The 24822-nt window shown below is 66.9% G+C and carries 33 protein-coding genes; 28 read left to right on the forward strand and 5 right to left on the reverse strand.

Going from position 1 to position 24822, the window contains the following annotated elements; all coding sequences use genetic code 11:
* From WKW77_RS10110 to WKW77_RS10180, 15 genes are all read left to right on the forward strand, one after another.
* On the forward strand, nt 1-835 hold an 835-nt coding region (locus tag WKW77_RS10110), incomplete at its 5' end, for an elongation factor Tu (RefSeq protein ID WP_340356727.1).
* A gap of 28 nt (nt 836-863) precedes the next feature.
* Nucleotides 864-1178 carry a 30S ribosomal protein S10 gene (gene rpsJ, locus WKW77_RS10115; protein WP_028250951.1) on the forward strand — a complete coding sequence of 105 codons (315 nt, stop codon included), beginning with the start codon at nt 864-866 and terminating at the stop codon, nt 1176-1178.
* A gap of 139 nt (nt 1179-1317) precedes the next feature.
* Nucleotides 1318-2898, forward strand: a complete 1581-nt coding sequence (locus WKW77_RS10120) for a carboxypeptidase-like regulatory domain-containing protein (protein WP_340356728.1) — start codon at nt 1318-1320, stop codon at nt 2896-2898.
* Nucleotides 2874-3419: a hypothetical protein gene (locus WKW77_RS10125; protein ID WP_340356729.1), complete on the forward strand. Its 546-nt coding sequence runs from the start codon at nt 2874-2876 to the stop codon at nt 3417-3419. The genes WKW77_RS10120 and WKW77_RS10125 overlap by 25 nt, the downstream gene beginning before the upstream one ends.
* A gap of 192 nt (nt 3420-3611) precedes the next feature.
* Nucleotides 3612-4292, forward strand: a complete 681-nt coding sequence (gene rplC / locus WKW77_RS10130; protein ID WP_088954963.1) for a 50S ribosomal protein L3 — start codon at nt 3612-3614, stop codon at nt 4290-4292.
* On the forward strand, nt 4292-4912 hold the full coding sequence (gene rplD / locus WKW77_RS10135; RefSeq protein ID WP_340356730.1) for a 50S ribosomal protein L4: 621 nt from the start codon (nt 4292-4294) through the stop codon (nt 4910-4912). Before rplC ends, rplD begins: the two co-directional genes overlap by 1 nt.
* Nucleotides 4909-5244 carry a 50S ribosomal protein L23 gene (gene rplW / locus WKW77_RS10140; protein WP_093162195.1) on the forward strand — a complete coding sequence of 112 codons (336 nt, stop codon included), beginning with the start codon at nt 4909-4911 and terminating at the stop codon, nt 5242-5244. The genes rplD and rplW overlap by 4 nt, the downstream gene beginning before the upstream one ends.
* Nucleotides 5245-5246: 2 nt before the next feature.
* A complete protein-coding gene (rplB, locus tag WKW77_RS10145; RefSeq protein ID WP_093162196.1) occupies nt 5247-6071 on the forward strand; it encodes a 50S ribosomal protein L2 in 825 nt (274 codons plus the stop codon).
* 10 nt (nt 6072-6081) lie between these two features.
* A complete protein-coding gene (rpsS, locus tag WKW77_RS10150) occupies nt 6082-6360 on the forward strand; it encodes a 30S ribosomal protein S19 (RefSeq protein WP_007838132.1) in 279 nt (92 codons plus the stop codon).
* Between the two features lie 9 nt (nt 6361-6369).
* Nucleotides 6370-6702, forward strand: coding sequence for a 50S ribosomal protein L22 (rplV, locus tag WKW77_RS10155; RefSeq protein WP_019657678.1), 333 nt, complete (start codon nt 6370-6372; stop codon nt 6700-6702).
* A 15-nt stretch (nt 6703-6717) separates the two neighbouring features.
* A complete protein-coding gene (rpsC, locus tag WKW77_RS10160) occupies nt 6718-7617 on the forward strand; it encodes a 30S ribosomal protein S3 (RefSeq protein ID WP_340356731.1) in 900 nt (299 codons plus the stop codon).
* 28 nt (nt 7618-7645) lie between these two features.
* Nucleotides 7646-8062, forward strand: coding sequence for a 50S ribosomal protein L16 (rplP, locus tag WKW77_RS10165; protein ID WP_028250943.1), 417 nt, complete (start codon nt 7646-7648; stop codon nt 8060-8062).
* 14 nt (nt 8063-8076) lie between these two features.
* Nucleotides 8077-8322 carry a 50S ribosomal protein L29 gene (gene rpmC, locus WKW77_RS10170; protein ID WP_184530399.1) on the forward strand — a complete coding sequence of 82 codons (246 nt, stop codon included), beginning with the start codon at nt 8077-8079 and terminating at the stop codon, nt 8320-8322.
* Nucleotides 8323-8331: 9 nt separating this feature from the next.
* Nucleotides 8332-8601, forward strand: coding sequence for a 30S ribosomal protein S17 (gene rpsQ / locus WKW77_RS10175; RefSeq protein WP_093162201.1), 270 nt, complete (start codon nt 8332-8334; stop codon nt 8599-8601).
* A gap of 70 nt (nt 8602-8671) precedes the next feature.
* Nucleotides 8672-9178 (forward strand): peroxiredoxin, encoded by a 507-nt coding sequence (locus WKW77_RS10180; RefSeq protein WP_340356732.1) that lies wholly within the window; start codon nt 8672-8674, stop codon nt 9176-9178.
* 135 nt (nt 9179-9313) lie between these two features.
* Here WKW77_RS10180 and WKW77_RS10185 read toward each other — a convergent pair whose 3' ends face one another.
* Together WKW77_RS10185 and WKW77_RS10190 are read right to left on the reverse strand one after the other, a co-directional pair.
* On the reverse strand, nt 9314-9895 hold the full coding sequence (locus WKW77_RS10185) for a GNAT family N-acetyltransferase (RefSeq protein ID WP_340356733.1): 582 nt from the start codon (nt 9893-9895) through the stop codon (nt 9314-9316).
* On the reverse strand, nt 9892-10611 hold the full coding sequence (locus tag WKW77_RS10190) for a cytochrome b/b6 domain-containing protein (protein ID WP_340356734.1): 720 nt from the start codon (nt 10609-10611) through the stop codon (nt 9892-9894). The genes WKW77_RS10185 and WKW77_RS10190 overlap by 4 nt, the downstream gene beginning before the upstream one ends.
* Before the next feature lie 150 nt (nt 10612-10761).
* On the opposite strand from WKW77_RS10190, the gene WKW77_RS10195 reads away from it, so the two are divergent.
* Complete coding sequence (locus WKW77_RS10195; protein ID WP_340356735.1) at nt 10762-11208, forward strand: c-type cytochrome; 447 nt, start codon at nt 10762-10764, stop codon at nt 11206-11208.
* Between the two features lie 55 nt (nt 11209-11263).
* Here the strand turns inward: WKW77_RS10195 and WKW77_RS10200 are convergent, their stop codons facing one another.
* A complete protein-coding gene (locus WKW77_RS10200; RefSeq protein WP_340356736.1) occupies nt 11264-11761 on the reverse strand; it encodes a TlpA disulfide reductase family protein in 498 nt (165 codons plus the stop codon).
* A 111-nt stretch (nt 11762-11872) separates the two neighbouring features.
* Here WKW77_RS10200 and WKW77_RS10205 point away from each other — a divergent pair, with 111 nt between their 5' ends.
* The 8 genes from WKW77_RS10205 (at nt 11873) to WKW77_RS10240 (ending at nt 18201) form a co-directional block, all read left to right on the forward strand.
* The gene (locus tag WKW77_RS10205; RefSeq protein ID WP_340356737.1) at nt 11873-12418 is read left to right on the forward strand and encodes a hypothetical protein; all 546 of its coding nucleotides are present in this window, start codon (nt 11873-11875) and stop codon (nt 12416-12418) included.
* A 79-nt stretch (nt 12419-12497) separates the two neighbouring features.
* Nucleotides 12498-12953: a PTS sugar transporter subunit IIA gene (locus tag WKW77_RS10210; RefSeq protein WP_340356738.1), complete on the forward strand. Its 456-nt coding sequence runs from the start codon at nt 12498-12500 to the stop codon at nt 12951-12953.
* Nucleotides 12922-13191, forward strand: a complete 270-nt coding sequence (locus WKW77_RS10215; RefSeq protein WP_093162213.1) for an HPr family phosphocarrier protein — start codon at nt 12922-12924, stop codon at nt 13189-13191. The genes WKW77_RS10210 and WKW77_RS10215 overlap by 32 nt, the downstream gene beginning before the upstream one ends.
* A 159-nt stretch (nt 13192-13350) precedes the next feature.
* On the forward strand, nt 13351-15153 hold the full coding sequence (gene ptsP / locus WKW77_RS10220; RefSeq protein WP_340356739.1) for a phosphoenolpyruvate--protein phosphotransferase: 1803 nt from the start codon (nt 13351-13353) through the stop codon (nt 15151-15153).
* 116 nt (nt 15154-15269) lie between these two features.
* Nucleotides 15270-15731, forward strand: coding sequence for a Spy/CpxP family protein refolding chaperone (locus WKW77_RS10225; protein WP_340356740.1), 462 nt, complete (start codon nt 15270-15272; stop codon nt 15729-15731).
* Nucleotides 15728-16204, forward strand: a complete 477-nt coding sequence (locus WKW77_RS10230) for a DUF4260 domain-containing protein (protein ID WP_340356741.1) — start codon at nt 15728-15730, stop codon at nt 16202-16204. The genes WKW77_RS10225 and WKW77_RS10230 overlap by 4 nt, the downstream gene beginning before the upstream one ends.
* Nucleotides 16205-16234: 30 nt before the next feature.
* Nucleotides 16235-16921: a response regulator transcription factor gene (locus WKW77_RS10235; protein WP_340356742.1), complete on the forward strand. Its 687-nt coding sequence runs from the start codon at nt 16235-16237 to the stop codon at nt 16919-16921.
* Nucleotides 16918-18201, forward strand: coding sequence for a HAMP domain-containing sensor histidine kinase (locus WKW77_RS10240; RefSeq protein WP_340356743.1), 1284 nt, complete (start codon nt 16918-16920; stop codon nt 18199-18201). Before WKW77_RS10235 ends, WKW77_RS10240 begins: the two co-directional genes overlap by 4 nt.
* Here WKW77_RS10240 and WKW77_RS10245 read toward each other — a convergent pair.
* Together WKW77_RS10245 and WKW77_RS10250 are read right to left on the reverse strand one after the other, a co-directional pair.
* Nucleotides 18182-19864, reverse strand: a complete 1683-nt coding sequence (locus tag WKW77_RS10245) for a SulP family inorganic anion transporter (protein WP_340356744.1) — start codon at nt 19862-19864, stop codon at nt 18182-18184. The two genes, WKW77_RS10240 and WKW77_RS10245, sit on opposite strands and share 20 nt — an antisense overlap.
* A 3-nt stretch (nt 19865-19867) precedes the next feature.
* Nucleotides 19868-20827 carry an AraC-like ligand-binding domain-containing protein gene (locus tag WKW77_RS10250; RefSeq protein WP_340356745.1) on the reverse strand — a complete coding sequence of 320 codons (960 nt, stop codon included), beginning with the start codon at nt 20825-20827 and terminating at the stop codon, nt 19868-19870.
* Nucleotides 20828-21009: 182 nt separating this feature from the next.
* Here WKW77_RS10250 and WKW77_RS10255 point away from each other — a divergent pair, with 182 nt between their 5' ends.
* The 4 genes from WKW77_RS10255 to WKW77_RS10270 are packed head-to-tail and all read left to right on the forward strand — an operon-like array spanning nt 21010 to nt 24751.
* Nucleotides 21010-22206: an amino acid ABC transporter substrate-binding protein gene (locus WKW77_RS10255; RefSeq protein WP_340356746.1), complete on the forward strand. Its 1197-nt coding sequence runs from the start codon at nt 21010-21012 to the stop codon at nt 22204-22206.
* A 1-nt stretch (nt 22207) separates the two neighbouring features.
* Entirely contained in the window at nt 22208-23083 is an 876-nt protein-coding gene (locus WKW77_RS10260) for a branched-chain amino acid ABC transporter permease (protein WP_340356747.1), read from the forward strand.
* Complete coding sequence (locus WKW77_RS10265) at nt 23080-24009, forward strand: branched-chain amino acid ABC transporter permease (protein WP_340356748.1); 930 nt, start codon at nt 23080-23082, stop codon at nt 24007-24009. Before WKW77_RS10260 ends, WKW77_RS10265 begins: the two co-directional genes overlap by 4 nt.
* Nucleotides 24002-24751 carry an ABC transporter ATP-binding protein gene (locus WKW77_RS10270; RefSeq protein ID WP_340356749.1) on the forward strand — a complete coding sequence of 250 codons (750 nt, stop codon included), beginning with the start codon at nt 24002-24004 and terminating at the stop codon, nt 24749-24751. Before WKW77_RS10265 ends, WKW77_RS10270 begins: the two co-directional genes overlap by 8 nt.
* Nucleotides 24752-24822: the final 71 nt, after the last annotated feature.

Raw genomic sequence — 24822 nt, forward strand, 5'->3', positions numbered from 1 at the left:
CCTGCTGGCTCGCCAGGTGGGCGTGGGCTACATCATCGTCTACCTGAACAAGTGCGACATGGTGGACGACAAGGAGCTGCTCGAGCTGGTGGAAATGGAAGTCCGCGAACTCCTCGACAAGTACGAGTTCCCTGGCGACGCCACCCCGATCATCCACGGCTCGGCCAAGCTGGCCCTGGAAGGCGACAAGGGCGAGCTCGGCGAAGGCTCGATCATGAAGCTGGCCGAGGCGCTGGACACCTACATCCCCACGCCCGAGCGCGCGGTGGACGGCACGTTCCTGATGCCCGTGGAAGACGTGTTCTCGATCTCCGGCCGCGGCACCGTGGTGACCGGCGCTGTCGAGCGCGGCATCATCAAGGTCGGCGATGAAATCGAGATCGTCGGTATCCGTGCGACCCAGAAGACCACCTGCACGGGCGTGGAAATGTTCCGCAAGCTGCTGGACCAGGGCCAGGCGGGCGACAACGTGGGCGTGCTGCTGCGCGGCACGAAGCGCGAAGAAGTCGAGCGCGGCCAGGTGCTGTGCAAGCCCGGCTCGATCAAGCCGCACACGCACTTCACCGCCGAGGTGTATGTGCTGAGCAAGGACGAAGGTGGCCGTCACACGCCGTTCTTCAACAACTATCGCCCGCAGTTCTACTTCCGCACGACCGACGTGACCGGCTCGATCGAGCTGCCCAAGGACAAGGAAATGGTCATGCCCGGCGACAACGTGTCGATCACGGTCAAGCTGATTGCTCCGATCGCCATGGAAGAAGGTCTGCGCTTCGCGATCCGCGAAGGCGGCCGCACCGTGGGTTCGGGCGTCGTCGCCAAGATCCTCGACATCTGATTCGAACGTTCGCTAGGAAGGAATCAACATGGCCACCAAGCAAAAAATCCGCATCCGCCTCAAGGCGTTCGACTACAAGCTGATCGACCAATCGGCTGCCGAGATCGTGGACACCGCCAAGCGTACCGGCGCCATCGTCAAGGGTCCGGTGCCGCTGCCGACCCGCATGAAGCGCTTCGACATCTTGCGTTCGCCGCACGTCAACAAGACGAGCCGCGATCAGTTCGAGATCCGCACGCATCAACGCCTGATGGACATCGTCGACCCGACGGACAAGACGGTGGACGCGCTCATGAAGCTCGACCTGCCGGCCGGCGTGGACGTCGAGATCAAGCTGCAGTAAGCGCATTCCTACCGCTGTGTAAGCCCGCACGCAGAAATGCGTGCGGGCTTTCTCTTTTGGGCGCCGAATGTGGCATCCTAGAAATCGTGAAGAGCGTTCGCGCCTGAATGCTCTGGATGCGGCACGAGGTGGTCAGGGTATGAATTGCAGATCGTATTGGCAAGGGTTCGCGGTGTGGGCCCTGGTGTCGCTTCTCGCCGGGTGCGGCGGCGGGGGTGGTGGTGGCGGCGGTGCTGTATTCCTGCCGGCAGCGGTCAGTTCCGTCACGCTGAGCGGCACGGCAACCTTCGATTCGATTCCCAATGACAGCGGGCCGCTGAACTATGCGGCCGTGAGCTCCAAGCCGGTCCGCGGCGCCGCGGTGGAGGTCGTGAACAGCGCCTCCGCGGTCCTGGCCTCGACGAGCACCGATGCCAATGGCGCCTACTCCGTGACCGTGCCGGCCAATACCTCGGTGATCGTGCGCGTCCGCGCGCAGATGACGCAGGGCGGCTCGGGGCCGAGTTGGGATGTCTCCGTGCGAGACAACACCCAGTCCGATGCGATCTACGCCATGGAGACGCCGGCCTTCTCGTCGGGATTCAATGCCACGCTCCAGCGCGATATTCACGCGCCGTCCGGCTGGGGTGGTTCCTCCTATACCAGTGCGCGCGTGGCGGGGCCTTTTGCGCTGCTCGACGTCGTCTATGCGGCGCAAGCCAAGGTGCTGTCGGTGGCGCCCGCCACGGCATTCCCGGCATTGCGCGTCTTCTGGAGCGTCAACAATGTGCCGGGCGGCAACAATCCGGCCATCGGCCAGATCGGAACGACCTTCTTCAGCAACGGCACAGCCGCACGCGCCATCTACGTGCTGGGCAAGGAGAACGTCGACACCGATGAGTACGACGCATCCGTCATCGCGCACGAATGGGGCCATTACTACCAATCGGCCTTCAGTCGCGACGATTCGCCGGGCGGCAGCCATTCGATGACGGACAAGCTCGACCGCCGCGTGGCTTTCTCCGAAGGCTGGGGCAACGCCTGGTCGGGCATCGCGCTCGGGCGCAGCAACTACACCGATTCGGTCCTGACGGGACAGGCTTCGGGCTCGAACGTGAATCTGGCGATCGGCTACCCCACGGACCCGGGGTGGTACCGTGAGGCCTCGATCCATTCCATCTTATGGAACCTGAACAGCCAGATCGGCTTCAAGGCGATCCACGACACGCTGACCAACAGCGCCTTCAAGAGCGGCATCGCGGTGACAGAAATTCACCCGTTCGCGGCCGCGTTCTATGCGGTGGCACCCGGGGCCGCCTCGAACCTCAACGCGCTGCTGAGCGGCCAGGCGATCAGCGCGGCCTCGGCCGACCCGTTCGGCGTGTCGGAAACGAATGGCGGCAATGTGTCGACCGCACTGCCGATGTACCGTGCGGCCACGCCGGGGGCGACCACCCAGGCCTGCGTGAGCAACGCGGCCGGTGCCGACAACAAGCTCGGAAGCTACGCCTACCTGCGCTTCACGGTGCCGTCGGCGGGCACCCGCACGATCTCCGTGTCCGGGCCCGCCGGTAGCGATCCGGATTTCGCGGTCTTCCATGGCGGACAGATCGCTGCGTCCGACGCCGTCGCCACGACCGAATCCGCCGCGGTCGACCTGCCCGCCGGCGAAAGCGTTCTGGTGATCAACGACTTCAACAATTCCTCGGCCTCGACATGCTTCAACGTCTCCATCCAATGATCGGCTCGATCGCCCGCGTGGGCGCAGCGGCATGGCTGATGCTCGCCCTCGCCACGCCGCCGCAAGCCGCTGCCGACGCCGCACGGCCTGACCCGCGCGCCGCTGGCGTGGCGGGCATGAAAACTGCACCGATGAAGGGCAATGGCTCCGGCGTGACCGTCCGCTACCGCATCGACGGCACTCCGCGGGCCGGCGCCGCGATCCCCGTGGTGCTGAGCTTCGATGGCGTGACCGATCCGGCCGGGGCCTCACTGCGCTTGCAGACCGAGGGCGGACTCAGCCTGGGCAGCGCGGCCGAATCCCGAACGCTGCCGGCCGGCGCTGCAACCACCCTCACGATCGAGGTCACGCCGTCGGCCGCGGGCACGGCATACCTTCACGTGTTCACGGCGCAGTACGGGGCCGTGAGCGCGATCTCCATTCCGGTCCAGGTCGGCAAGGCGCCGTCCGGACTGCCGGAGGCGCAGGGCCTCAAGCAGGGGCCCGACGGCGAAAAGATTCGCTCCATGCAGGTCAAGTAGGGCGGCTTTCTGCGCGGCCCGCTGCCCAGTTGCGGCAACTAACGGCCCGGGCTATAATCGCCGGCTCTGCCCAAAATGCGTCTATTGGCCCCTGCCGGTAGCGCGGTTGTGCAGAGCTTTATCAACCTTCTTTCGCACACCAAACGCTGTCGCCAATTGAAGTGGCAGCGGCGGAAGTTTTGGAGAAAACCAATGAGTCTGAGCAACTCCCTCGGGTTGCTGGGCCGCAAGGTGGGGATGATGCGTCTCTTCACCGATGACGGGGACGCAGTTCCTGTCACGGTGGTGGATGTGTCCAACAACCGCGTGACCCAGATCAAGTCCCAAGAGAACGATGGCTACGTCGCACTGCAAGTGACGTTCGGTTCGCGCAAGGCATCGCGCGTGACCAAGCCCGAAGCCGGTCACCTCGCCAAGGCGGGCGTTGAAGCTGGCGAAATCATCCGGGAATTCCGCGTGACCGCAGACGCCGCCGCCCAGCACAAGGCGGGTGGCGCGATTGCCGTCGGCAGCGTCTTCGCCGTGGGCCAGAAGGTCGACGTGCAGGGTACCTCGATCGGCAAGGGCTACGCCGGCACGATCAAGCGCCACAACATGGGTTCGCAGCGCGCCTCGCACGGTAACAGCCGTTCGCACAACGTTCCTGGCTCCATCGGCATGGCGCAGGATCCCGGCCGCGTGTTCCCCGGCAAGCGCATGACGGGTCACCTGGGCGACGTCACCGTCACCACCCAGAACCTCGATGTGATCCGTATCGACGAAGCGCGTCAGTTGCTCCTGATCAAGGGTGCGATTCCGGGCTCGAAGGGTGGCTTTGTCACCGTGCGTCCGGCCATCAAGGCCAAGCCGCAAGCCGCTGAAGGAGCGAAGTAATGGAACTCGAACTCCTGAACGAACAAGGCCAGGCGGCGTCGAAGTTCGACGCGCCGGAAACCGTGTTCGGCCGTGACTTCAACGAAGACCTGGTTCACCAGATCGTTGTCGCCTACCAGGCCAATGCACGCCAAGGCACGCGCGCCCAGAAGGACCGCGAGCAGGTCAAGCACTCGACCAAGAAGCCTTTCAAGCAAAAGGGAACGGGCCGCGCCCGTGCCGGTATGACTTCCTCGCCGCTGTGGCGTGGGGGCGGCCGCATCTTCCCGAACATGCCTGACGAAAACTTCACGCAGAAGATCAACAAGAAGATGTACCGCGCCGGCATGGCCTCCATCTTCTCGCAGCTCGCTCGCGAAGGCCGTCTGGCGGTGGTCGATTCGATCAAGGTCGACTCGCCCAAGACCAAGGCGCTGGCCGCCAAGTTCAAGGCGATGAATCTCGAGTCCGTGCTCGTGATCGCCGAGGAAGTCGACGAAAACCTGTACCTGGCATCGCGCAACCTGGTGAACGTGCTCGTGGTCGAGCCGCGTTACGCCGATCCGGTTTCGCTGGTCCACTACAAGAAGGTGCTGGTCACCAAGGGTGCCGTCGACAAGCTCAAGGAGATGTTCGCATGAGCCGCATGAACCCTACCCCCGCACAGCGTCAGTTCGACGAAGGTCGCCTGATGAACGTGCTGGTCGCCCCGATCGTGTCCGAAAAGGCCACGATGGTCGGCGAGAAGTCGAACGCAGTCACCTTTAAGGTGCTGCAGGACGCCACCAAGCCTGAGATCAAGGCGGCTGTCGAACTGATGTTCAAGGTCGAAGTTCAAGGCGTGTCGGTGCTCAACACCAAGGGCAAGACCAAGCGCTTCGGCAAGTCGGTCGGTCGCCGCGACAACGTTCGCAAGGCCTACGTGACGCTGAAGGCCGGTCAAGAGCTCAACCTCGTCGGGGAAGGCGCTTAATCATGGCCGTCATCAAGCAGAAACCCACTTCGCCGGGCCAACGCGGCGCAGTGAAGATTTCGCGCGACCACCTGTACAAGGGTGCACCGCACGCGCCGCTGCTGGAATCGCAATTCCAGAAGGCCGGCCGCAACAACAACGGTCACATCACGACCCGTCACAAGGGCGGTGGCCACAAGCACCACTACCGCGTGGTGGACTTCGTGCGCAACAAGGACGGCATCCCGGCCAAGGTCGAACGTATCGAGTACGACCCGAACCGCACCGCCCACATCGCGCTCGTGTGCTATGCCGACGGCGAGCGCCGCTACATCATCGCCCCGCGCGGTCTGGAAGCCGGTGCAACGCTGCTGAGCGGTTCGGAAGCCCCGATCCGCGCCGGCAACACGCTGCCGATCCGCAACATTCCCGTGGGTTCGACGATCCACTGCATCGAACTGCAGCCCGGCAAGGGTGCGCAGATCGCCCGCTCGGCCGGCACCTCGGCCACGCTGCTGGCCCGCGAAGGCGTCTACGCCCAGGTCCGCATGCGTTCGGGCGAAGTTCGCCGCGTGCACGTCGAGTGCCGCGCGACCATCGGTGAAGTTGCCAACGAAGAGCACAGCCTGCGCCAGCTCGGCAAGGCCGGTGTGAAGCGCTGGATGGGTATCCGCCCGACCGTTCGCGGCGTGGTGATGAACCCGGTCGACCACCCGCACGGTGGTGGCGAAGGCAAGACCGGCGAAGGCCGTCACCCTGTCGACCCGTGGGGCAACCTGACCAAGGGTTATCGCACCCGTAACAACAAGCGCACGCAGGTCTTCATCGTGTCGCGTCGCAAGAAGTAAGGGATAGCAAATGACTCGCTCTCTCAAGAAGGGTCCGTTCGTCGACCACCACCTCGTGGCCAAGGCCGACAAGGCCGTGACGACCAAGGACAAGAAGCCGATCAAGACCTGGTCGCGTCGCTCGATGGTCCTGCCCGAGTTCATCGGCCTGACCATTGCCGTGCACAACGGCAAGCAGCACGTGCCCGTGTACATCACCGACCAGATGGTCGGCCACAAGCTCGGCGAATTTGCGCTCACGCGCACGTTCAAGGGCCACCCCGCGGACAAGAAAGTCCAGAAGAAGTAAGGAACGACCATGTCTGAAACACGTGCAGTCCTCCGCGGCGTCCGCCTCTCGGTCGATAAGGGCCGTCTGGTCGCCGACCTGATCCGCGGCAAGAAGGTCGATCAAGCGCTCAACATCCTGCAGTTCACGCAGAAGAAGGCCGCTGTGATCGTCAAGAAGGTGCTCGAGTCGGCCATCGCCAACGCCGAGCACAACGACGGTGCCGACATCGACGAACTGAAGGTCAAGACCATCTACGTCGAGCAAGGTGCCACGCTCAAGCGCTTCACCGCGCGCGCCAAGGGTCGCGGCAATCGCATCAGCAAGCCCACGTGCCATGTGTACGTGACGGTTGGCAACTAACAGGCTGGCAGAACTATGGGACAGAAAATCCACCCAACCGGCTTCCGCCTTGCGGTCAGCCGTAACTGGTCCAGCCGCTGGTACGCAAGCAACCGCGACTTCGCCGGCATGCTGGCCGAAGACATCAAGGTGCGCGAGTACCTGAAGAAGAAGCTCAAGAACGCGTCCGTTTCGCGCGTGCTGATCGAGCGCCCCGCCAAGAACGCACGCATCACGATCTACTCGGCACGTCCGGGCGTCGTGATCGGCAAGAAGGGCGAGGACATCGAGAACCTCAAGCGCGAACTGGGCAAGCAGCTCGGCGTGCCGGTTGCGGTGAACATCGAAGAAGTGCGCAAGCCCGAGATCGATGCGCAACTGATCGCCGACAGCATCACGCAGCAGCTCGAGAAGCGGATCATGTTCCGCCGCGCGATGAAGCGTGCGATGCAGAACGCCATGCGTCTGGGTGCCCAGGGCATCAAGATCATGTCGGCCGGTCGTCTGAACGGCATCGAAATCGCCCGTACCGAGTGGTATCGCGAAGGTCGCGTGCCGCTTCACACGCTGCGCGCCGACATCGACTACGGCACCTCGGAAGCCAAGACCACCTACGGCGTCATCGGCGTCAAGGTCTGGGTCTACAAGGGCGACACGCTGGGTCGCAACGACCTGCCGGCCGTCGAAACGCCGCGTCCCGAAGAAGAGCGTCGCCCGCGTGGCCCGCGTCGTGATGGCCGCCCCGGTGGCGACCGTCCCGGCTCCGACCGCCGTGGCCCCCGCGCCGGTGCCCGTGGCCCCATCGGTGGCAACACCGCTCCGGCCGACGGCAGCGACAAGCCCGCAGAAGCGACCGGTGCAGACTCGAAACCCGCCGTTAAGCGCGTCCGCAAAGCCGCGCCCGCTGCAGCAGCGGACGGTGCCAAGACCGAGTGATCGGTCTTAGAACTACGGAGTAACAAACATGCTGCAACCTGCACGCAGAAAGTTCCGCAAGGAACAAAAGGGCCGCAACACCGGCATCGCGACGCGCGGCAACGCGGTGTCGTTCGGTGACTTCGGCCTCAAGTCGATCGACCGCGGCCGCCTGACGGCCCGCCAGATCGAAGCCGCACGTCGCGCGATCTCGCGTCACGTCAAGCGCGGTGGCCGTATCTGGATTCGTGTGTTCCCCGACAAGCCGATCTCCCACAAGCCCGCAGAAGTGCGGATGGGTAACGGCAAGGGCAACCCCGAGTACTACGTCGCCGAAATCCAGCCCGGCAAGGTGATCTACGAGATCGTCGGCGTTCCCGAAGAACTCGCTCGCGAGGCCTTCCGTCTGGCCGCTGCCAAGCTCCCGCTGCGCACGACCTTCGTCGCACGCCAGCTCGGCGCCTGATCGAGGAGAACACCATGGCAACACGTAAGAAGAAGGACGCCGCGGCAACCGCCAAGACGTCGAAGGCTGCCGAGCTGCGCAACAAGGACGTTGCCGGCCTGCAAGCCGAAATCAAGGATCTGCAGAAGGCCCATTTCGGCCTGCGCATGCAGAAGGCCACGCAACAGCTGTCGAACACCGCCACGCTGCGCGTCACCCGTCGTGACATCGCACGTGCGAAGACCATTCTTGCTCAGAAGCAGCAAGAAGCCGCCAAGTAAGGAGTGACCATGACGGAAGCTAAAAAGTCCCTCAAGCGCACCTTGATCGGCAAGGTGGTCAGCGACAAGCGCGCGAAGACCGTGACCGTTCTGGTCGAGCGTCGCGTGAAGCACGAGCTCTACGGCAAGATCGTCGCCAAGACGAGCAAGTACCACGCCCATGACGAAAAGGGCGAGTACAAGCTCGGCGACATCATCGAGATCACGGAAAGCCGTCCGATCTCGAAGACGAAGAACTGGGTTGTGACCCGCCTTGTCGAAAAGGCCGCTCTGGTCTGATCCCGGCGAAGCAGCCAACGCAAAAGCGGCCCACAATGTGGGCCGTTTTTCTTTTACAGGAGCACTTCACATGATCAAAGTTGGCGACACGCTACCTTCCGCAACGCTGCAGGAGTACTCGGAGGTGGAAGGCGAGGGCTGCAGCATCGGCCCGAACCCCGTGGACGTGACCAAGGCGACGGCCGGCAAGACAATCGCGTTGTTCGCGCTTCCGGGCGCTTTCACGCCCACCTGCTCCGCCAAGCATGTGCCTGGGTACGTCCAGCACTTCGACGATTTCAAGGCCGCGGGCGTGGACGAAATCTGGTGCGTCAGCGTCAACGATGCCTTCGTCATGGGCGCGTGGGCTCGCGACCAGAAGACTGCCGGAAAGGTCCGCATGCTGGCCGACGGCAGCGGCGTGTTCGCCAACGCGACGGGCCTCACCCTCGATCTCACTGCACGTGGCATGGGTGTGCGCAGCAATCGCTATTCGATGCTGGTGAAGGATGGCAAGGTCGCTTCGCTGAACGTCGAGGCCCCCGGCAAGTTCGAGGTCAGCGGGGCCGACACCCTCCTCGCCCAAGCAAAGGGCTGAGTCTGATCCTGCGTTCGCGGGAAACGCCGCGGAACCGGCTTCGCCGGTCCGCTGGCGTTGCCCCCGGAAGGGGGTGTCCGAGCACACGAAGTGAGCGAGGCTGGGGGAGAGCCAAAGCTCCAAGGCTGGGGGAGGCTAAAGCTCCACCTTGAGGTAATGCGACCCGGCAATCGGGTTGTGATAGTAGGGGGGCACTTCGGCGAAACCCAGGTCTTCGTAGAGTGCCCGCGCCGATTCCATGTCGTCGAGCGTGTCGAGCAGCACGCATGCATACCCGGCGCCGCGCGCCGCGTCCAGGATGGCCTCGGCCAACTGCCGCCCGAGTCCGACACCGCGAAACTCCGGCCGCACGTACAGGCGCTTCATTTCCGCCGCATTGGGGTAGTCGGCCGAGTCCAGCGGGCGCAGCGCACAGCAGCCCGCAACATGAGCAAGGCCGCCATTGGCCCGCCGCAACGGCTGAGCCTGGACGGGCACGGCCGTGTCCGCGGTGCTGACCAGCGCGAGCAGCAGGGCGCCCCGCGGTTCGGCGTACTCGCCAGGGAGGGCCGCCAGTTCTTCCTCGAAATGCTGGAACCCGAGATCGATGCCCAGGGAGGCAGCGTAGTCACGGAAGATGGCGCGGGCCGCGTCGAACTCGTGCGGTTCGTCGGGCGTGAGCAGCACGATCTCGGGCATGTCCGCCAGGGGCAGTGGACGCGACGTCGAATGACTCATAGGCGAAGCGAGGCAATCCAGGCGGCGAATCCGCTGCAGATGACGATGACCACCAACGCGAGCGTTCTCGAGGCCGCATCGTCGCGGCTCGAAGCAGCGGCTCCGGCAGCAATGCGCTTGTCGCCGCCGAGCATCGGCCGCACCAGTTGCTGATGCTTCACCCGCACATAGAACAGCACGGCCAGGATGTGCACGCTCACCAGCGCGATCACGATCCACTTTCCGAAGCCCACGTGCCAGCCGCTCGCAAGACTGACGACCGCGCCCGGAACGAACCGCGTCAGTGGGCCCGATGCCGAAATCTCGTCGTCGGCGACGAGCCCTGTCGACGCCTGAGCGATCAGGAGGACAAGCAGGGCGTAGACCGACAGCGCCCCCAGCGGTGTGTGTCCGACCAGATGATCCGGATGGGCCTGGCCCCGGAGGTAGGCAACGAGTGCACGCGGCGCGTAGATGAAGGCGGAAAAACGCGACCAGCGGCCGCCGATCAATCCCCAGACCACCCTGAACAGCAGCAGCGAGAGCGACGCATAGCCGAACCGGAAATGCCACTCCATCACCCCGCCGAATCCAGTCGCGAGCAGACAGGCCACGGTGAGCGTCAGCGCCCAGTGGAACAGCCGCGTGGGCAGATCCCAGACACGCACCGAAACGGACACGGCGCCGGCGTTGTCCGACCCGGGGCGGCGTCTCGCGGGCTCGAGGGAAGCGGTCATGGTGGCGGTGGGCGCATGGCTGCGGGAAGCGCAGATTAACAAAGTTCGGGGGCGGCCCGTCCTGCGGGTTCCCTCTAATCTCGGCCGCCGGCAAATCCCTTACCTTGCCGCGGCACCGTGTCTCGCGATGCATCCACAGGAAGGGTTCACATGAAACGTCTCGTCACGTCTGCGCTGGCGATGGCCTGCGCCGCCCTTGCTGCGCCATCCCAGGCCCAGTTCGCGAAGGCCGAGGATGCGGTCAAGTACCGTCAGAGCGCGATGTTCATTCAGAGCCAGAACGTGGCCCGCCTCGGCGCCATGGCCAGCGGCCGGGCGCCCTACGATGCCGCCGTGGCAGTGGCGAACGCCGAAGTGGTGGCGCAGATCTCGAGGCTCCCATGGGCCGGCTTCGCGCCCGGCACCGAGGGCGGCAAGGCGAAATCCGAGATCTGGAGGGAACAGGCCAAGTTCAAGGAGCTCAGCGAGCGCCTCATGGCCGATGCCGACAAGCTCCTCGTCGCCGCAAAAGCTGGCAGTGTCGATGCGCTGAAAGCTGCCATGGGGCCCTTGGGCGAGACGTGCAAGAGCTGCCACGACACGTTCAGGAACCGCTGAAAAAACGAAGGCGCTGTATGGAACAGCGCCTTGTCTGAGTGGGCCGGGGCCCGCTTCACGCCTCGGCGAGCAGCTTCTCGATCAGCTTGTGGAGCTCGGCGAAGTCCGGTTCACCCACGTAGCGCTTGACGATCTCTCCGCGCTTGTTGACGACGTAGGTCGTCGGCGTGAGCTTCACATCGCCCCAGGCCTCTGCCACAGCGCCCGTGTTGTCGATGGCCACCTTGAACGGCAGTTTGCGCGTTTCGGCGAAGTTGACGACATACGCCGGCGGGTCGTAGCTCATCGCGACGGCGAGCGTGTCGTAGCCCTGGCCCTTGTACTTGTCGTACGTGGCGATCACCTTGGGCATCTCCGCGACGCAGGTGACGCAACTCGTCGCCCAGAAGTTGACCAGCGTCACCTTGCCCTTGAGGTCCTCCGTGCTCTTCTTGCTGCCGTCGAGCAGGACGAAGGTCGAAGCCGGGGCAGCGGACGTGCCGGTGTTCAGGTAGACGCCCGCGCCGACAGCCAGGGCAACTGCCACAAGGGCAACGGGGATGAATTTCTTCATGATGAACAAGGAGATGACTGGAAGCGATTTTAGTTCCGCCGCGCAGAACACGCAGAACGCCCGCGAAGGCAGGCCGCCCGGCGGCCAGGCGGGTTCGATAATGACCGCTCCATGTCAACCCGCTCCCGAATGGGCCGAGCCACGCTCGTCGCAGCTGCGGCCGTGTTCGCCGCCTGCAGCCCCACCTTCAATTGGCGCGAAGTCCCCGTCGGCGACGCGGGCGTGATCGCGCTGCTGCCCTGCAAGCCGGAGCGAGCGACGCGGGATCTCCCACTCGGCACCGAATCGATCCCTGTCGAGATGGCCGGATGCAAGGCCGGCGGCGCGATCTTCGCGGTCGCCCATGCCCGGGCGCAAAGCGCCGAACAGGCCGAGCTCTGGCTGCGCGCCTGGCATGCGGCGACGCGCAGCCAACTGGGCGACGTGCCGGTGGTCGAGTCGCCGGTGGTGCTTGCCCGGGCCGCGTCCTCGCCCGCGCCGGCCCGCCTCGATACCGGGGGCAACGACCCCGCGGCGGGCGCAGCCGCCACCCACGTGCTCTGGTTCGCCCATCGCCGCCTGGACGGGGGCGCGTCGGTCTACCAGGCGACCGTCTCGGGTGTGCCGTCATCGACGGACGCCGTAGGGACGTTCTTTGAGGGGTTCCACATCCCATGAGCGTGAAAAATCAAGCCATGCGAACGGGGCCCCTGTCGTGGATGCCCCCGCATAATCGACTAGCAGCAGATCGACCCGCATGAACAGCATCTTCATCATCGCCCACATGCCGCTCGCGAATGCGTTGCGGCAATGCGCGCTGCATGTGTTTCCCGATTGCGAGTCGTCGATCGCAGCGCTCGATGTGCTGCCCAATGTGTCGCCCGACGAAACCCTCGCGGCGGCGCGCATCACCCTGGCGCAGCTTCAGCGCTCGCCGCGCTCGCAGGTGCTCGTGCTGGCCGACGTGTTCGGCGCGACGCCCTGCAACGTCGCGCAGAAGCTCGTCGACGGCGTCCGCTCGCGGCTCGTGGCCGGGGTCAATCTGCCGATGCTGCTGCGCGCGGTCAGCTATCGCAACGAGCCGCTCGAGACCCTCGTGCAGCGCGCGCTCACCGGCGGAACCGCGGGCGTCATGCAGGTCGCAGTCACCGCTCCCCAGAACCAGGCAAGAAGAAAGCACAGTGATCAAGACATCCGTGACCATCAGCAATAAGCTGGGCCTGCACGCGCGCGCCTCGGCCAAACTCACCAAGCTCGCGGGGAGCTATCCCTGCGAAGTCTGGCTCGCGCGCGGCGACCGCCGCGTCAATGCCAAGAGCATCATGGGTGTGATGATGCTGGCCGCCGGCCTCGGCGTGACGGTGGACGTCGAGACCAACGGCGAGCGCGAGCAGGAGGCGCTCGACGCGATCGTCGCGCTCATGAACGACAAATTCGGCGAAGGAGAGTGATGAAGCCCACCCCCGTTGCTTGTCCACTTCGTGTAGCAGCCTCCCCCATCGAGGGGGCGCACCCGGCGACCCGGCCGAGCCGGTTCCGCGGGTGCCTGCGAACGGGCCTGCTACGCGGCCGGGGGGATTGGGGCGCTCTGATCGCAGCGGGTGACTGACATGACTTTCTCGATTCACGGTCTTCCGGTTGCCCGTGGCATCGCCATCGGGCGGGCGGTGCTCGTCGTGTCGAGCCGGATCGACGTCGCGCACTACTTCATCAAGCCCGAAGAGGTCGAAACCGAGATCGACCGCGTGCGGGTAGCGCGCGACGGGGTGGCCGAGGAACTGCAGAAGCTGCAGGCCAGCGTTGCCCTGATGGGCCCCAACGACGCGCCGCACGAGCTTTCGGCGTTGCTCGACGTGCACCAGATGCTGCTGCAGGACGAAGTGCTCACCACCGGTGTCAAGCACTGGATCGTCGAGCGCCTCTACAACGCGGAATGGGCGCTGACCACCCAGCTCGAGATCGTCGCGCGCCAGTTCGACGAGATGGAGGACGAGTACCTGCGCGAGCGCAAGGCCGACCTCGAGCAGGTCGTCGAGCGCCTGCTGCACCGGATGAAGGGCACGGCCGCGGTCCTCGCGCCGCCGCCTCCGCGCCGCAAGCGGGCCGCGGAACACCACGACGAGGACCACGCCGACCCGACCGCCGGCGAGGCCTTCGACGCGCCGCTGGTGCTCATCGCGCACGATCTCTCGCCGGCCGACATGCTGCAGTTCAAGAAGAGCGTGTTCGCCGGATTCGTCACCGACGTGGGCGGGCGCACGTCGCACACCGCCATCGTCGCGCGCAGCATGGACATCCCCGCCGTGGTCGGCGCGCGCAGCGCGAGCCAGTTGGTGCGGCAGGACGACTGGGTCATCATCGATGGCGATACCGGCGTGGTGATCGTCGATCCGTCGCCGATCATCCTCGCCGAGTACGGCTTCAAGCAGCGCCAGGGCGACCTCGAGCGCGGACGGCTGTCCAGGCTGCGGCACAAGCCGGCCGTCACGCTCGACGGCCAGCGCGTCGAACTGCTCGCCAACATCGAGATGCCCGAAGACACGCTCGGCGCCGTCAAGGCGGGCGCGGTCGGCGTGGGACTCTTCCGCAGCGAATTCCTCTTCATGGGCCGCGAGTCGCAGCGCAAGACGCGGCTGCCCGACGAGGACGAGCAGTACGAGGCGTACAGGCGCGCGATCGATGGGATGCAGGGCATGCCGGTCACGATCCGCACCATCGACGTCGGCGCGGACAAGCCGCTGGACGGCAAGTCGGTGCGCGACGACGCCCACCTGAACCCCGCGCTCGGCCTGCGTGCGATCCGCTGGAGCCTGGCCGATCCGGCGATGTTCCTGACGCAGTTGCGCGCCATCCTGCGCGCCGCGGCTCACGGCGAGATCCACCTGCTGATCCCCATGCTCGCGCACGTGAGCGAGATCCGGCAGACGCTGTCGCTCATCGACTTCGCGCGCGCCGAACTCGACAACCGTGGCGTCGCCTATGGGCACGTGAAGGTCGGCGCGATGATCGAGATTCCCGCGGCGGCGCTCACGCTGCGCACCTTCCTCAAGTACTTCGACTTCCTGTCGATCGGCACGAACGACCTGATCCAGTACACGCTGGCGATCGATCGCGCCGACGAGTCGGTGGCACACCTCTACGACCCCGCGCATCCCGCGGTGCTTCGGCTGGTGGCCGACACCATCGCCGAGTGCCGCCGCCAAGGCAAGGGCGTGAGCGTCTGCGGCGAAATGGCCGGGGACGTGATGTTCACGCGCCTGCTGCTTGGGCTCGGCCTGCGCAGCTTCTCGATGCATCCCTCGCAGATCCTGGCCGTCAAGCAGGAAGTTCTGCGCGCCGACGTCAGCAAGCTCGAAGCCTGGGCGCGTGAGGTCGTGGAGGCCGAGGACCCGGCGGCCGCGCTGGCGCGATAGATCGTCCGTCGCAATAAAACGAAACAGAGCGAAACCGCCGCGAAAGCACTTCGCGGCGGCTCGCCGCGAGCATCGAGTCTTCCGATCGATCCCCGATCGCAATGCAAGGAAGACTCATGAAGCCCTGGTTCAAACGATCCCTCTTCGGCCTCGCCGGCGCAGCGCTGGTGGCGGGCAGCCTCACCGGCTGCGGCTATCGCCATGGCGGCTGGCACAACGCCTCCGAGCAGGACCGCGCCGAGTTCCGCGCCCGCATGGTCGAGCGCGTCAGCAGCAAGCTCGAACTCGACGCCACGCAGAAGGCCAAGCTCGCGGCCTTGAGCGAGAAGATCCAGGCCCAGCGCGCCGCACTGCGCGGCGGTGGTGATCCGCGTGCCGAGTTCCGTTCGCTGTTCGCCGGCGCCAAGCTCGACCAGGAACGCGCGAAGAAACTCGTCGAGGACAAGACGGCTGCCATTCAGGCCGGCAGCCCCGAGGTCATCGCCGCGGCGGCCGACTTCTTCGACAGCCTCAATCCGGAACAGCAGCAGAGGGTCCGTGACTTCATGGATCGCGGTCGTCGCTGGGGCCGGGGGTGAGCTACGTCCCGCCTTCGTCCGGCGTGTCGCGCGCCGGAAACCGGCCTGCCGCATGGGCAGCCCGCCGGCACGCGCCCGGCGGCGCTGCAGAAGGTGCCGTCTCCGGTGGCGTCCGTGCGGCGCTGCGCCTTGAAGGCCTCGCGGTTCTGCTCGCGTCGGTTGCCGCCTATGCGCAACTCGGCGCGGGATGGGGCGCATTCGCGATGCTGTTCCTGGTGCCCGACCTTTCGTTCCTCGGCTACCTGGCCGGGGCGCGCACGGGCGCGGCGATCTACAACACTGCCCACTCGTACGTCGGGCCCGTCGCGCTGCTGGCGCTCGGCGCGCTCGCGGACCTGCCGGTCACGCTGGCGATTGGCCTGATCTGGTGCGCGCACATCGGATTCGACCGCATGCTGGGCTACGGGCTGAAGTACGCCTCGGGCTTGGCGGCCACCCACCTCGGCCGCATCGGTCCGGGCGATCCATGGTGAAGCCATGACCAGCGTATGCACAATGCCCGCATGCCACGCATCCTGCTGATCGACGACGACGAGCACCTGGGCGCGCCGCTCGCGAGCTATTTCGCGCGCTTCGACTATGTGCTCGAAAGCACGACGCGCCCCAGCGACGGCCTCGCGAAGCTGCGCGCCGGCGGCTATGACGTCGCGATCCTCGACGTGATGCTGCCCGAGATGGATGGCTTTGCGCTGTGCCGCGAGATCCGCAAGGAAAGCGACATCCCCATCGTGATGCTGACTGCGCGCGGCGAGGTGATGGATCGCGTGGTCGGGCTCGAACTCGGCGCCGACGACTACCTGCCGAAGCCCTTCGAGCCGCGCGAACTCGTGGCGCGCGTGCAGACCATCCTGCGGCGGCAGCGCAGCGCGCCGGCCGCCGTGCCGGCGCAACGCAGGGAGTTCGATGGACTGTCGATCGACCTCGACAAGCGCGAAGTGCTCCGGCACGGCGAGCGCGTCGAGCTGACCGGCACCGAATTCGAGCTGCTGGCGCTGCTGGCCGACCAGCCCGGCAAGGTGTGGAGCCGCGACGACATCCTCAACCGCCTTCGCGGGCACGAGGCCGAGCTCTACACCCGCGCGGTCGACATCGTCGTCAGCCGCCTGCGCAAGAAGCTCGAACCGCTGGACTGCATCAAGACGCTGCGCAACGCGGGCTACACGCTCGCGGTGGGCAAGAGCGCGCCATGAGGCGTCGCCAAGGACGGCCCGGGCATTGGCGCCATCGCTGGGGCCATTCGCTACGCGTGCGCCTCATCACCGTCTTCGTGCTGCTCGCGCTGGCGATGACCGCGGTGTTCCTCGGCGGCATGCAGCACGCCTTCTCCAGCGGCTGGCGCGATGCCGCGCGGCCGATCGTGTCCGACTACCTCGACCGCCTCGTCGCCGACCTCGGCACGCCGCCGGATGTCGAGCGCGCGAAGGCGCTGGTCACGCGACTGCCGATCTCGATCCGCATCGAAGGCCCCGCGGTGAACTGGGACTCGCATCCCGATCGCCGCCGCCACGGCTTCGGCGCGCGCGGCGACTGGCTCAGCCGCACGACGGCAGACGGCCATCGCGTGACCTTCGGCCTCGGGACGCTGCCCTGGCAGCGCGAGCCGCAGGGCATCGGCTGGATGACGCTGGCGCTTCTGCTGGGACTGATCGTGCTGGCCTATGCCTACGTGCGACGGCTGCTGCGGCCACTGGACGATATCCGCGCGGGCGCCGAGCGTTTCGGACGCGGCGCTTTCGACACCCCGATCCCGCTGCGCCGGCGCGACGAGCTGGGCGACCTCGCGTTGCGCATCAACACCATGGCGCGCGACATCCAGGGCATGCTCGATGCCAAGCGGGCGCTGCTGCTGGCGCTCAGCCACGAACTGCGCTCGCCGCTCACCCGTGCGCGGCTCAATGCCGAACTGCTGCCGCCGACGGCCGAAGGCGCCACCGAACGTGCCGCGCTGCTGCGCGACCTGGCGGAGATGCGCGACCTGATCAGCGACCTGCTCGAAAGCGAGCGGCTCGCCAGCCCGCATGCGGCGCTGCATCGCGAACCGGTCGATCTCGCCGCGCTGGTGCGCGACGTGGCCGGCGAGCTGGAAGGCGGCGGGCGGGTCGCCATCGACGCGACGGCCGATCTGCCTGCGCTCTCGCTGGACCGCTCGCGCGTCCGCCTGCTGGTGCGCAACCTGATCGACAACGCGCTGCGCCACGGCGGCGACAGCGCGCAGCCGCCGCAGCTGACGCTGCGCCGCGCGGGGCAGGGCATCGAGCTCGAAGTGCGCGACTTCGGTCCGGGCGTCGATGCGGCCCAGCTCGACCGCCTGACCGAACCCTTCTACCGCACCGACAGCGCCCGCCAGCGCGCGACCGGCGGCGTCGGTCTCGGCATGTACCTTTGCCGGCTGGTGGCCGAGGCGCACGGCGGGCGACTCTCGGTGCGCAACGCCGAGCCGGGGCTCGCGGTCACAGCAGTATTGGCGTGACCGCGTCTGCCGCAGCACCGCCCGTGCGCTGGCCGGCCTGCTGCACCGCGTCGTCGACGCTCCACGCCGCATAGGCGCTCGGCGGCAGGTCCTCGGATCGGACCTGTTCGAGCAGGTCGCGCAGCGTGTCCTTCACCCGGGCGAGCGTCAGTTGCGCGCCGCGCTGGCGGACGTGGGCCGCGAAGTCGCACAGGGCTTCGACGCTCGTGCCGTCGAGGTCGGCGGATTCCTCCAGACTCACGACCACGTGATCGAGGTTCCGCGTCTGCGCCACCTGCGCCCGGATCGTGGCGAACACCGCTTCGACATTGCCGAAGAAGAGCGGCGTCTCGGGCCGCGCGATCAGCATGCCGGCCGGCACCCGCGCTTCGGGGTGCCGCGCGATGTCGACGAAGTCGTGGCCCCCGTTGAGCCGACCGAGCCAGCTCACGCGCGCCGTCGACATCCCGCGCAGCAGAAGCAGCAGGCTGACGCCGATGGCGGTCAGCAGCCCGTCGAGCACGCCGAGCAGCAGGACGGCCACGAAGGCCACGATCGCGACCAGCCGGTCGCGTCGCCACGAGAAATAGGGTCGCAGGCTGTCCGGGTTCAGCGTGTGGCCGACCGCATGGATCACGATGGCCGCGAGCAGCGGCTCGGGCGTGTGGGCGATCCACGGCAGGAGCGCGATCGCCGCCAGCAGGACCACGCCGCCCGCGATCAATCCTGCCGCCCGGGTTCGGGCGCCGGCGGCTTCGTTGGCCGAGGTGGCCGAAAAGCCCGCGCCGACCGGCATGCCCTGCAGCAGGCCCGAGGCGAGATTGGCCGTTCCGAGAGCCAGCAGATCGCGGTTGGCCGAGACGCGGTCGCCATGCCGCAGCGCGAAAGTGCGGATCGATCCGTACGACTCCGCGTACAGGATCAGTGCCATCGCGAACGCCAATTCGCCCATGCGAAGCCACAGCTCGCGCGAAAGCGACGGCAGGCTCGGCGTCGTCAGCCTGAAATCGATGGGACCCACCGCGTCGATGCCCCATTGCCGGCACACGCCGGACAGGTCGAGGGCGATTCCGGTCGCGATCACCAGCAGCGCCGCGGGCACCGCGCGCGTCGCTCGCCAGCGGCCCAGACCCTGCAGCAGTGCCACGCCGACCGCCGCCATGGCGAGCCCCGCGAGGTTCCAGCGGTCGAGGCTCGTGATCAGTTCCCACGACAGCCGCAGGAAATCGCCGTGCGCCGTCTGCACATCCAGCACCTTGGGCATCTGCTTGACCACGATGGTCAGCGCCAGGCCCAGCGCGAAGCCGCGCAGCACCGGCTTGGCGATCAGGTTGGACACGGCGCCGAGCCGCGCCGCCGCGGCGATCAGGAAAAACACGCCGGTGAGCACGATGATGCCCGTGCCGAGCGCGAGCCGCGTCGCCAGATCGCCCTCCGCTGCCGAGTTGGTGGCGGCCAGCAGCACGGCGGCGGATGAAGAGGTGGCCGAGACGATCGCGAATCGGCTGCTGCCGAGCAGGCCGTAGACGAACAGGCCCACGAGCAGCGCGATCACGCCCGCCTGCGGCGGCAGCCCTGCGATGCCCGAATAGGCCACGGCCTCGGGCAGCAGCAGCCCGGCGATCGACAGACCGGCGACCCAGTCGGCCGCGCGAAAGAGGCGAGGCGCGGACGGCGCGTCCACGCCTCAGGCTCCGCGCCGCGTCTGCTGCCTGAACTCGCTCGGGCTGCCGCCGGTGTGCTCCCGAAACACCCGGCTGAAGTGCGAGAGGTTGCCAAAGCCCGAAGCCAGCGCGATGTCGGTGATCGAGCGCGTCGCGTTCGCCGGATCCTGAAGGTCGCGGATGCAGGCGGCCAGCCGCTGCTGGAGGATGTAGCCGGTCAGCGTGTCGTCGTCGCCCGCGAAGGCGTTGTGCAGAAGCCGCTTGCTGCAGCGCAGCGACTGCGCGATCGCCTCGATCGACAGGGCCGGGTCGTGCAGGTGCTGCGCGACATGGCGGCGGATGCGGTCCTTCAGGGCTTCGCGCTGCGTGCGCGGCGTGTCCTGGCCGGCCAGTTCCATCAGCGACAGCCGCACGAGCTGGATGATCAGGTCGCCCGCGCCGCGCGCCGCCGCTTCGCTCATGCAGGGCAGCTCCTGGTAGGTGTTGCGCATGGTCTCCAGCGCCACGCGCGAGATGCCGCTGCCGCCGCCGATGCGCCGGGCCACGAGGTCGCCGAGCGGTAGCCCGGCCGCGGCGATCTGGTCCTTGGGCAGCATCACGATCAGGTGGTCGCTGCGCTCCGGATTGGCGACGGTGTAGTCCGTCGTGGTGTCGTAGAGCGTCCAGCCGCCCGCGCGCACCGCCGCTGCGCGCCCGCACTGGGCGACTTCGGCCGAGCCCTGCCAGGGCGCGACGATCTTCAGGTAGGGCGCTTCGCTGGTCCGCGCCATCTGCCGGGTGCGCAGCACGCGGTGGCGGTTGGCTTCGAGCCGCGTCAGCATCACGTCGCCCGCATGCGAGGCCGCGAGATGACCCTCGAATTCGGTGTCGCCGTACAGGTCGGATTCGAGGCCGCCGAAATGCCGCCACACCCAGTCGCGCCACACCGGCGCGCGTTCGCGCGAAGGCACTTCGTCGGTCGACAGGAGAGAGGAGGCGGTCATGGCTCGGCGTTTGAAAGCCCGCCTATTTTCCGGCGCGGGCATTGCTGCGAGGCTTGCGGGTTAACCACTAGCGGCGTGCACGCTGCGACAAGCGCTTTGTGCGCAGAGGGCACAGCGCGCGTCCGCCGCCCTTCCTACCATGCCGGCACCGGACGCATCGGGACGTCCGGAAAGGAGACCCCATGCTTCACCACGCCAATCGCCGCCGCTGGATCCAGGGAACCGCCACCGCGCTCGGCGCCGCCGCCGTCGCGCCGAAGCTCTTCGCGCAGGGCGCACCTGTGCGCGTGGGCTATGCCATCGCCCGTACCGGCCCCTGGGCGGCCGGCGCCCAGGTCAGCCAGGAGCCCAACTACCTGCTGTGGGCCGAGCAGGTCAACGCCGCGGGCGGGCTCTCGGTGAAGGGTGCGAAGCGGCCCATCGAGCTGATCGGCTACGACGACCGCAGCGAAACCGAAACCTGCGTGCGCACCTTCGAGAAGCTCATGGGCAGCGACAAGGTCGACCTCATATTGCCGCCATGGGGCTCGGGCGCGAACTTCGCGGTCGCGCCGCTCGCCAACCGCTTCGGCTATCCGCTGCTCGCGCCCACGGCGCTCTCGCGCAAGCTGATCGACATGCGCCTGCCGTACTTCTTCTCGCTGCTGCAGCAGCCCGACAAGATGATGGGCGCGCTGGTCGACATGCTGGTGGCCAACAACGTGAAGACGATCGCGATCGTCTACATGGACGACCTCTTCGGCCTGGAGAACTTTGCCGCGCTCAATACCGCGCTCAAGAAGACCAGCATCCAGGTGGTCGACCGCAAGAGCTATCCGCTCGGCGTGAAGGATCTCGCGCCGGTGCTGCGCACCATCAAGGACCTGAACCCCGACGCCTTCATCGGCATCACCTACCCGCCGGACACGATCCTCGTGAGCAAGCAGTCGCGCGAGATCGGCTTCAACCCGAAGTTCTTCTACGCCTCCGTCGGCACGGCCTTCCAGCTCTACCCGACCGTCATGCAGGCGAACGCCGAAGGCGTGATCGGCATGGGCTCGTGGAACGCCAGGACCAGCCCCGAGGCCAAGGCCTACTTCGACGCGCATACAAAGAAGTTCGGCAAGGAGCCCGACCGCTGGGCCAGCGGCCACTGCTGGGCGGGCCTGGAGATCCTGCAGCAGGCCGTCGGCAAGGTCGGCCTCGACCGCAAGGCGCTGCGCGACCAGATCGCGAAGAACGAGTTCAAGACCGTCCTCGGCCCGATCCGCTTCGAGGGCAGCGAAAACGCATCGATCCCGGGCACCGTCGCACAGTGGCAGAACGGCGAGTTCGAGGTCGTCTGGCCCAAGGACCGCGCGACCGCGCAACTCGTCACACCCAAGCCGGCCTGGAAATAACGTGTCCTGGAGCGGATGGGCCGAGCTGCTGGCCGGCGGATTGATCACGGGCGGCATCTATGCGCTCGTGGCCATCGGACTGAACCTGCAGTACGGCCTGATGCGCATCATGAACATCTCGCACGGCGAGTTCCTGATGCTCGGCGCCTTCGTGACCTGGTGGGCGCACACCACGTGGGGCATCTCGCCGCTGGTCTTCCTGCCGGCGGCCTTTGCGGTGCTCATGGTGATCGGCATGGCGGTGCACTGGCTGTGCTTCCGGCAGGTCGCGGCGCGCGCGCCCAATGTGGAAGTGTTCGAGGCCCGCAGCCTCATGGCCGGCTTCGGCCTGATGTTCTTCGTGCAGAACACCGCGCTCCTGATCTGGGGCGGCGATCTGCGCGGCTACGAGTACCTCGCGGAGCCGGTGCAGTTCGCCGACATGCGATTCACCGCGAACAAGCTGGTGCTCTTCGGCGTCGCGCTGGCACTGAGCCTGGCACTCATCGCGCTGCTCAAGCTCACGCTGCTCGGCAAGGCGGTGCGTGCGCTGATGCAGTCGCCGGTGGGCGCGCAGCTCGTGGGCATCAACACGAAGCGTCTGCATCCCCTGATGTTCGGCATCGGCCTCGGGCTCTCGGGCGTGGCCGGCGCGCTGCTGTCGATGACCTATGAAATTTCCCCCTCGATGGGGGAGCCCTACACGGTGACCGCGCTGATCGTGATCACGCTGGGCGGTTTCGGCAGCATCGCGGGCAGCCTCGTGGGTGGCCTGCTGCTGGGCGTGGTCGAGGCGCTGGGCATGCACTTCACGAGCCCCTCCCTCAAGATGCTGCTGTCGTATGCCGTCTTCATCGGCGTACTGATCTGGCGGCCCAACGGATTGTTCTCTCGATGAAGGCGCAACTCGCGGACAGGCCCTGGGGGGTGTTGGGCATCGGCGTGGCGCTCGCGGCCTGCGTGCCGTGGGTGGCTTCGGACTTCGTGACCTCGGTGGCGCTCTCCTGCCTGATGTACATCGCGCTCGCCACGAGCTGGTCGCTGTTCTGCGGCGCGACGCGCTACCTGTCGCTCGCGACTTCGGCCTTCTTCGGGCTTGGCGCGTATGCGAGCGCGACCCTGCTCGACGTGCTGCCCTGGCCGCTGGTCATCCTGGGCGGCGCCGTGGTCGCGAGCGTGATCGCGGTGCTGATGGGCGCCGCCGTGCTGCACCTGCGCGGCACCTATTTCGCGGTGCTCACCTTCGGCATGACCGAGCTGATTCGCCATGCGGTGACTTTCGTCGAGAAACAGGTCTCCGGCACCGTCGGCCGTGTGCTCGCGGTGGTGCCGTCGAACGAGACGGTCTATCTCACCGTGCTCGCGATCGCGGGCGGCGCCATCGCCACGGCCATCGTGGTCAAGCGCAGCCGCTTCGGACTGGCGCTTGCGGGCATCGGCGCCGACGAGCAGCGGGCGCAGACGCTCGGCGTGGATACGCGCCGCATCAAGATCGCGGGCTTCGCGCTCACCGCAGCGTTTGCCGGAGCCGTCGGCGCGGCGATGGCGGTGCGCTGGACGTACATCGAGCCGCCAGCGGTGTTCAGCCCCTTCATCGGCTTCCAGACCGTGCTGATCGCGCTGATCGGCGGCGCGGCGAGCATCGGCGGGCCGGTGGTCGCGGCGATCGTCTTCAGCCTGCTGGCGGAAACGCTGCGGCTGCAATTGCCCTACGGCTACATGATGGTGCTCGGGCTGCTGCTGATCCTCTGCGTGATGTACCTGCCGAACGGACTTGCTTCGCTCTGGCAACGCCATGGTGTGCGAGGGGGCGGGCGTGGCTGAAGGACCCATCCTGCTCGAAGCCCGCGAAGTCACGGTGCGATTCGGCGGCCTGACCGCCGTCGATGCGGTCTGCATGCAGCTGCGCGCGGGCGAGCTGGTCGGCATCATCGGCCCGAACGGGGCGGGCAAGACCACCTTCTTCAATGCCGTCTCTGGCGTGGTCGCACCGACCAGCGGGCATCTCTTCGCGGAAGGCGTCGACCTCACCGGCCGCGGCCCGCATCTCTATGCAGCGCACGGCGTCGCGCGCACCTTCCAGACGCCGCGCGTGATGGTCGACATGACGCTCACGGACAACGTCCGCTTCGGCATGGAGTTCGCAGGAAGGCGCCGCGAACCCATCGCAGGATTGCGCAGCGAGCACGAGATCCTCGACATGCTCGGACTCGCATCGCTCGCCGACCGGCCCGCGTCGGACGTGACGCCGTCGCAGCAACGCCTGCTGGAGATCGGCATGGCGCTCGGCACGCGGCCGCGCGTGCTGCTGCTCGACGAAGTGGCCGCCGGACTCACCGAGGCGGAAGTCGACGCGATGGCCCGCCGCATCCGCAGATTGCGCGACGAGCACGGGCTCACAGTGGTGTGGATCGAGCACGCGGTCACCACGCTGCTGAAGTACGTCGAGCGCGTGCTGGTACTGCACCAGGGCCGCAAGATTGCCGACGGTACGCCGGGTGAAGTGGTACGCAATGCCGAAGTAGTCGAAGCCTATCTCGGCGACGAGATGGTGGAGGTGGAATGATGCTCACCCCCAGGCTTGGCGCACTTCGCGTCGCTGCGCCAACCCCCTCTCCGGGGGCGCACCCGGCAGCC

It is taken from the genome of Variovorax ureilyticus, assembly GCF_037889935.1.
GTDB classification, from domain to species: Bacteria; Pseudomonadota; Gammaproteobacteria; order Burkholderiales; family Burkholderiaceae_C; genus Variovorax; species Variovorax ureilyticus.

What these genes read in the sequence shown, in the direction of transcription:
- rpsJ (WP_028250951.1), top strand. Translation starts at nt 864, where the DNA reads ATGGCCACCAAGCAAAAAATCCGCATCCGCCTCAAGGCGTTCGACTAC.
- WKW77_RS10120 (WP_340356728.1), top strand. Translation starts at nt 1,318, where the DNA reads ATGAATTGCAGATCGTATTGGCAAGGGTTCGCGGTGTGGGCCCTGGTG.
- WKW77_RS10125 (WP_340356729.1), top strand. Translation starts at nt 2,874, where the DNA reads ATGCTTCAACGTCTCCATCCAATGATCGGCTCGATCGCCCGCGTGGGC.
- rplC (WP_088954963.1), top strand. Translation starts at nt 3,612, where the DNA reads ATGAGTCTGAGCAACTCCCTCGGGTTGCTGGGCCGCAAGGTGGGGATG.
- rplD (WP_340356730.1), top strand. Translation starts at nt 4,292, where the DNA reads ATGGAACTCGAACTCCTGAACGAACAAGGCCAGGCGGCGTCGAAGTTC.
- rplW (WP_093162195.1), top strand. Translation starts at nt 4,909, where the DNA reads ATGAGCCGCATGAACCCTACCCCCGCACAGCGTCAGTTCGACGAAGGT.
- rplB (WP_093162196.1), top strand. Translation starts at nt 5,247, where the DNA reads ATGGCCGTCATCAAGCAGAAACCCACTTCGCCGGGCCAACGCGGCGCA.
- rpsS (WP_007838132.1), top strand. Translation starts at nt 6,082, where the DNA reads ATGACTCGCTCTCTCAAGAAGGGTCCGTTCGTCGACCACCACCTCGTG.
- rplV (WP_019657678.1), top strand. Translation starts at nt 6,370, where the DNA reads ATGTCTGAAACACGTGCAGTCCTCCGCGGCGTCCGCCTCTCGGTCGAT.
- rpsC (WP_340356731.1), top strand. Translation starts at nt 6,718, where the DNA reads ATGGGACAGAAAATCCACCCAACCGGCTTCCGCCTTGCGGTCAGCCGT.
- rplP (WP_028250943.1), top strand. Translation starts at nt 7,646, where the DNA reads ATGCTGCAACCTGCACGCAGAAAGTTCCGCAAGGAACAAAAGGGCCGC.
- rpmC (WP_184530399.1), top strand. Translation starts at nt 8,077, where the DNA reads ATGGCAACACGTAAGAAGAAGGACGCCGCGGCAACCGCCAAGACGTCG.
- rpsQ (WP_093162201.1), top strand. Translation starts at nt 8,332, where the DNA reads ATGACGGAAGCTAAAAAGTCCCTCAAGCGCACCTTGATCGGCAAGGTG.
- WKW77_RS10180 (WP_340356732.1), top strand. Translation starts at nt 8,672, where the DNA reads ATGATCAAAGTTGGCGACACGCTACCTTCCGCAACGCTGCAGGAGTAC.
- WKW77_RS10185 (WP_340356733.1), bottom strand. Translation starts at nt 9,895, where the DNA reads ATGAGTCATTCGACGTCGCGTCCACTGCCCCTGGCGGACATGCCCGAG.
- WKW77_RS10190 (WP_340356734.1), bottom strand. Translation starts at nt 10,611, where the DNA reads ATGACCGCTTCCCTCGAGCCCGCGAGACGCCGCCCCGGGTCGGACAAC.
- WKW77_RS10195 (WP_340356735.1), top strand. Translation starts at nt 10,762, where the DNA reads ATGAAACGTCTCGTCACGTCTGCGCTGGCGATGGCCTGCGCCGCCCTT.
- WKW77_RS10200 (WP_340356736.1), bottom strand. Translation starts at nt 11,761, where the DNA reads ATGAAGAAATTCATCCCCGTTGCCCTTGTGGCAGTTGCCCTGGCTGTC.
- WKW77_RS10205 (WP_340356737.1), top strand. Translation starts at nt 11,873, where the DNA reads ATGTCAACCCGCTCCCGAATGGGCCGAGCCACGCTCGTCGCAGCTGCG.
- WKW77_RS10210 (WP_340356738.1), top strand. Translation starts at nt 12,498, where the DNA reads ATGAACAGCATCTTCATCATCGCCCACATGCCGCTCGCGAATGCGTTG.
- ptsP (WP_340356739.1), top strand. Translation starts at nt 13,351, where the DNA reads ATGACTTTCTCGATTCACGGTCTTCCGGTTGCCCGTGGCATCGCCATC.
- WKW77_RS10225 (WP_340356740.1), top strand. Translation starts at nt 15,270, where the DNA reads ATGAAGCCCTGGTTCAAACGATCCCTCTTCGGCCTCGCCGGCGCAGCG.
- WKW77_RS10235 (WP_340356742.1), top strand. Translation starts at nt 16,235, where the DNA reads ATGCCACGCATCCTGCTGATCGACGACGACGAGCACCTGGGCGCGCCG.
- WKW77_RS10240 (WP_340356743.1), top strand. Translation starts at nt 16,918, where the DNA reads ATGAGGCGTCGCCAAGGACGGCCCGGGCATTGGCGCCATCGCTGGGGC.
- WKW77_RS10250 (WP_340356745.1), bottom strand. Translation starts at nt 20,827, where the DNA reads ATGACCGCCTCCTCTCTCCTGTCGACCGACGAAGTGCCTTCGCGCGAA.
- WKW77_RS10255 (WP_340356746.1), top strand. Translation starts at nt 21,010, where the DNA reads ATGCTTCACCACGCCAATCGCCGCCGCTGGATCCAGGGAACCGCCACC.
- WKW77_RS10265 (WP_340356748.1), top strand. Translation starts at nt 23,080, where the DNA reads ATGAAGGCGCAACTCGCGGACAGGCCCTGGGGGGTGTTGGGCATCGGC.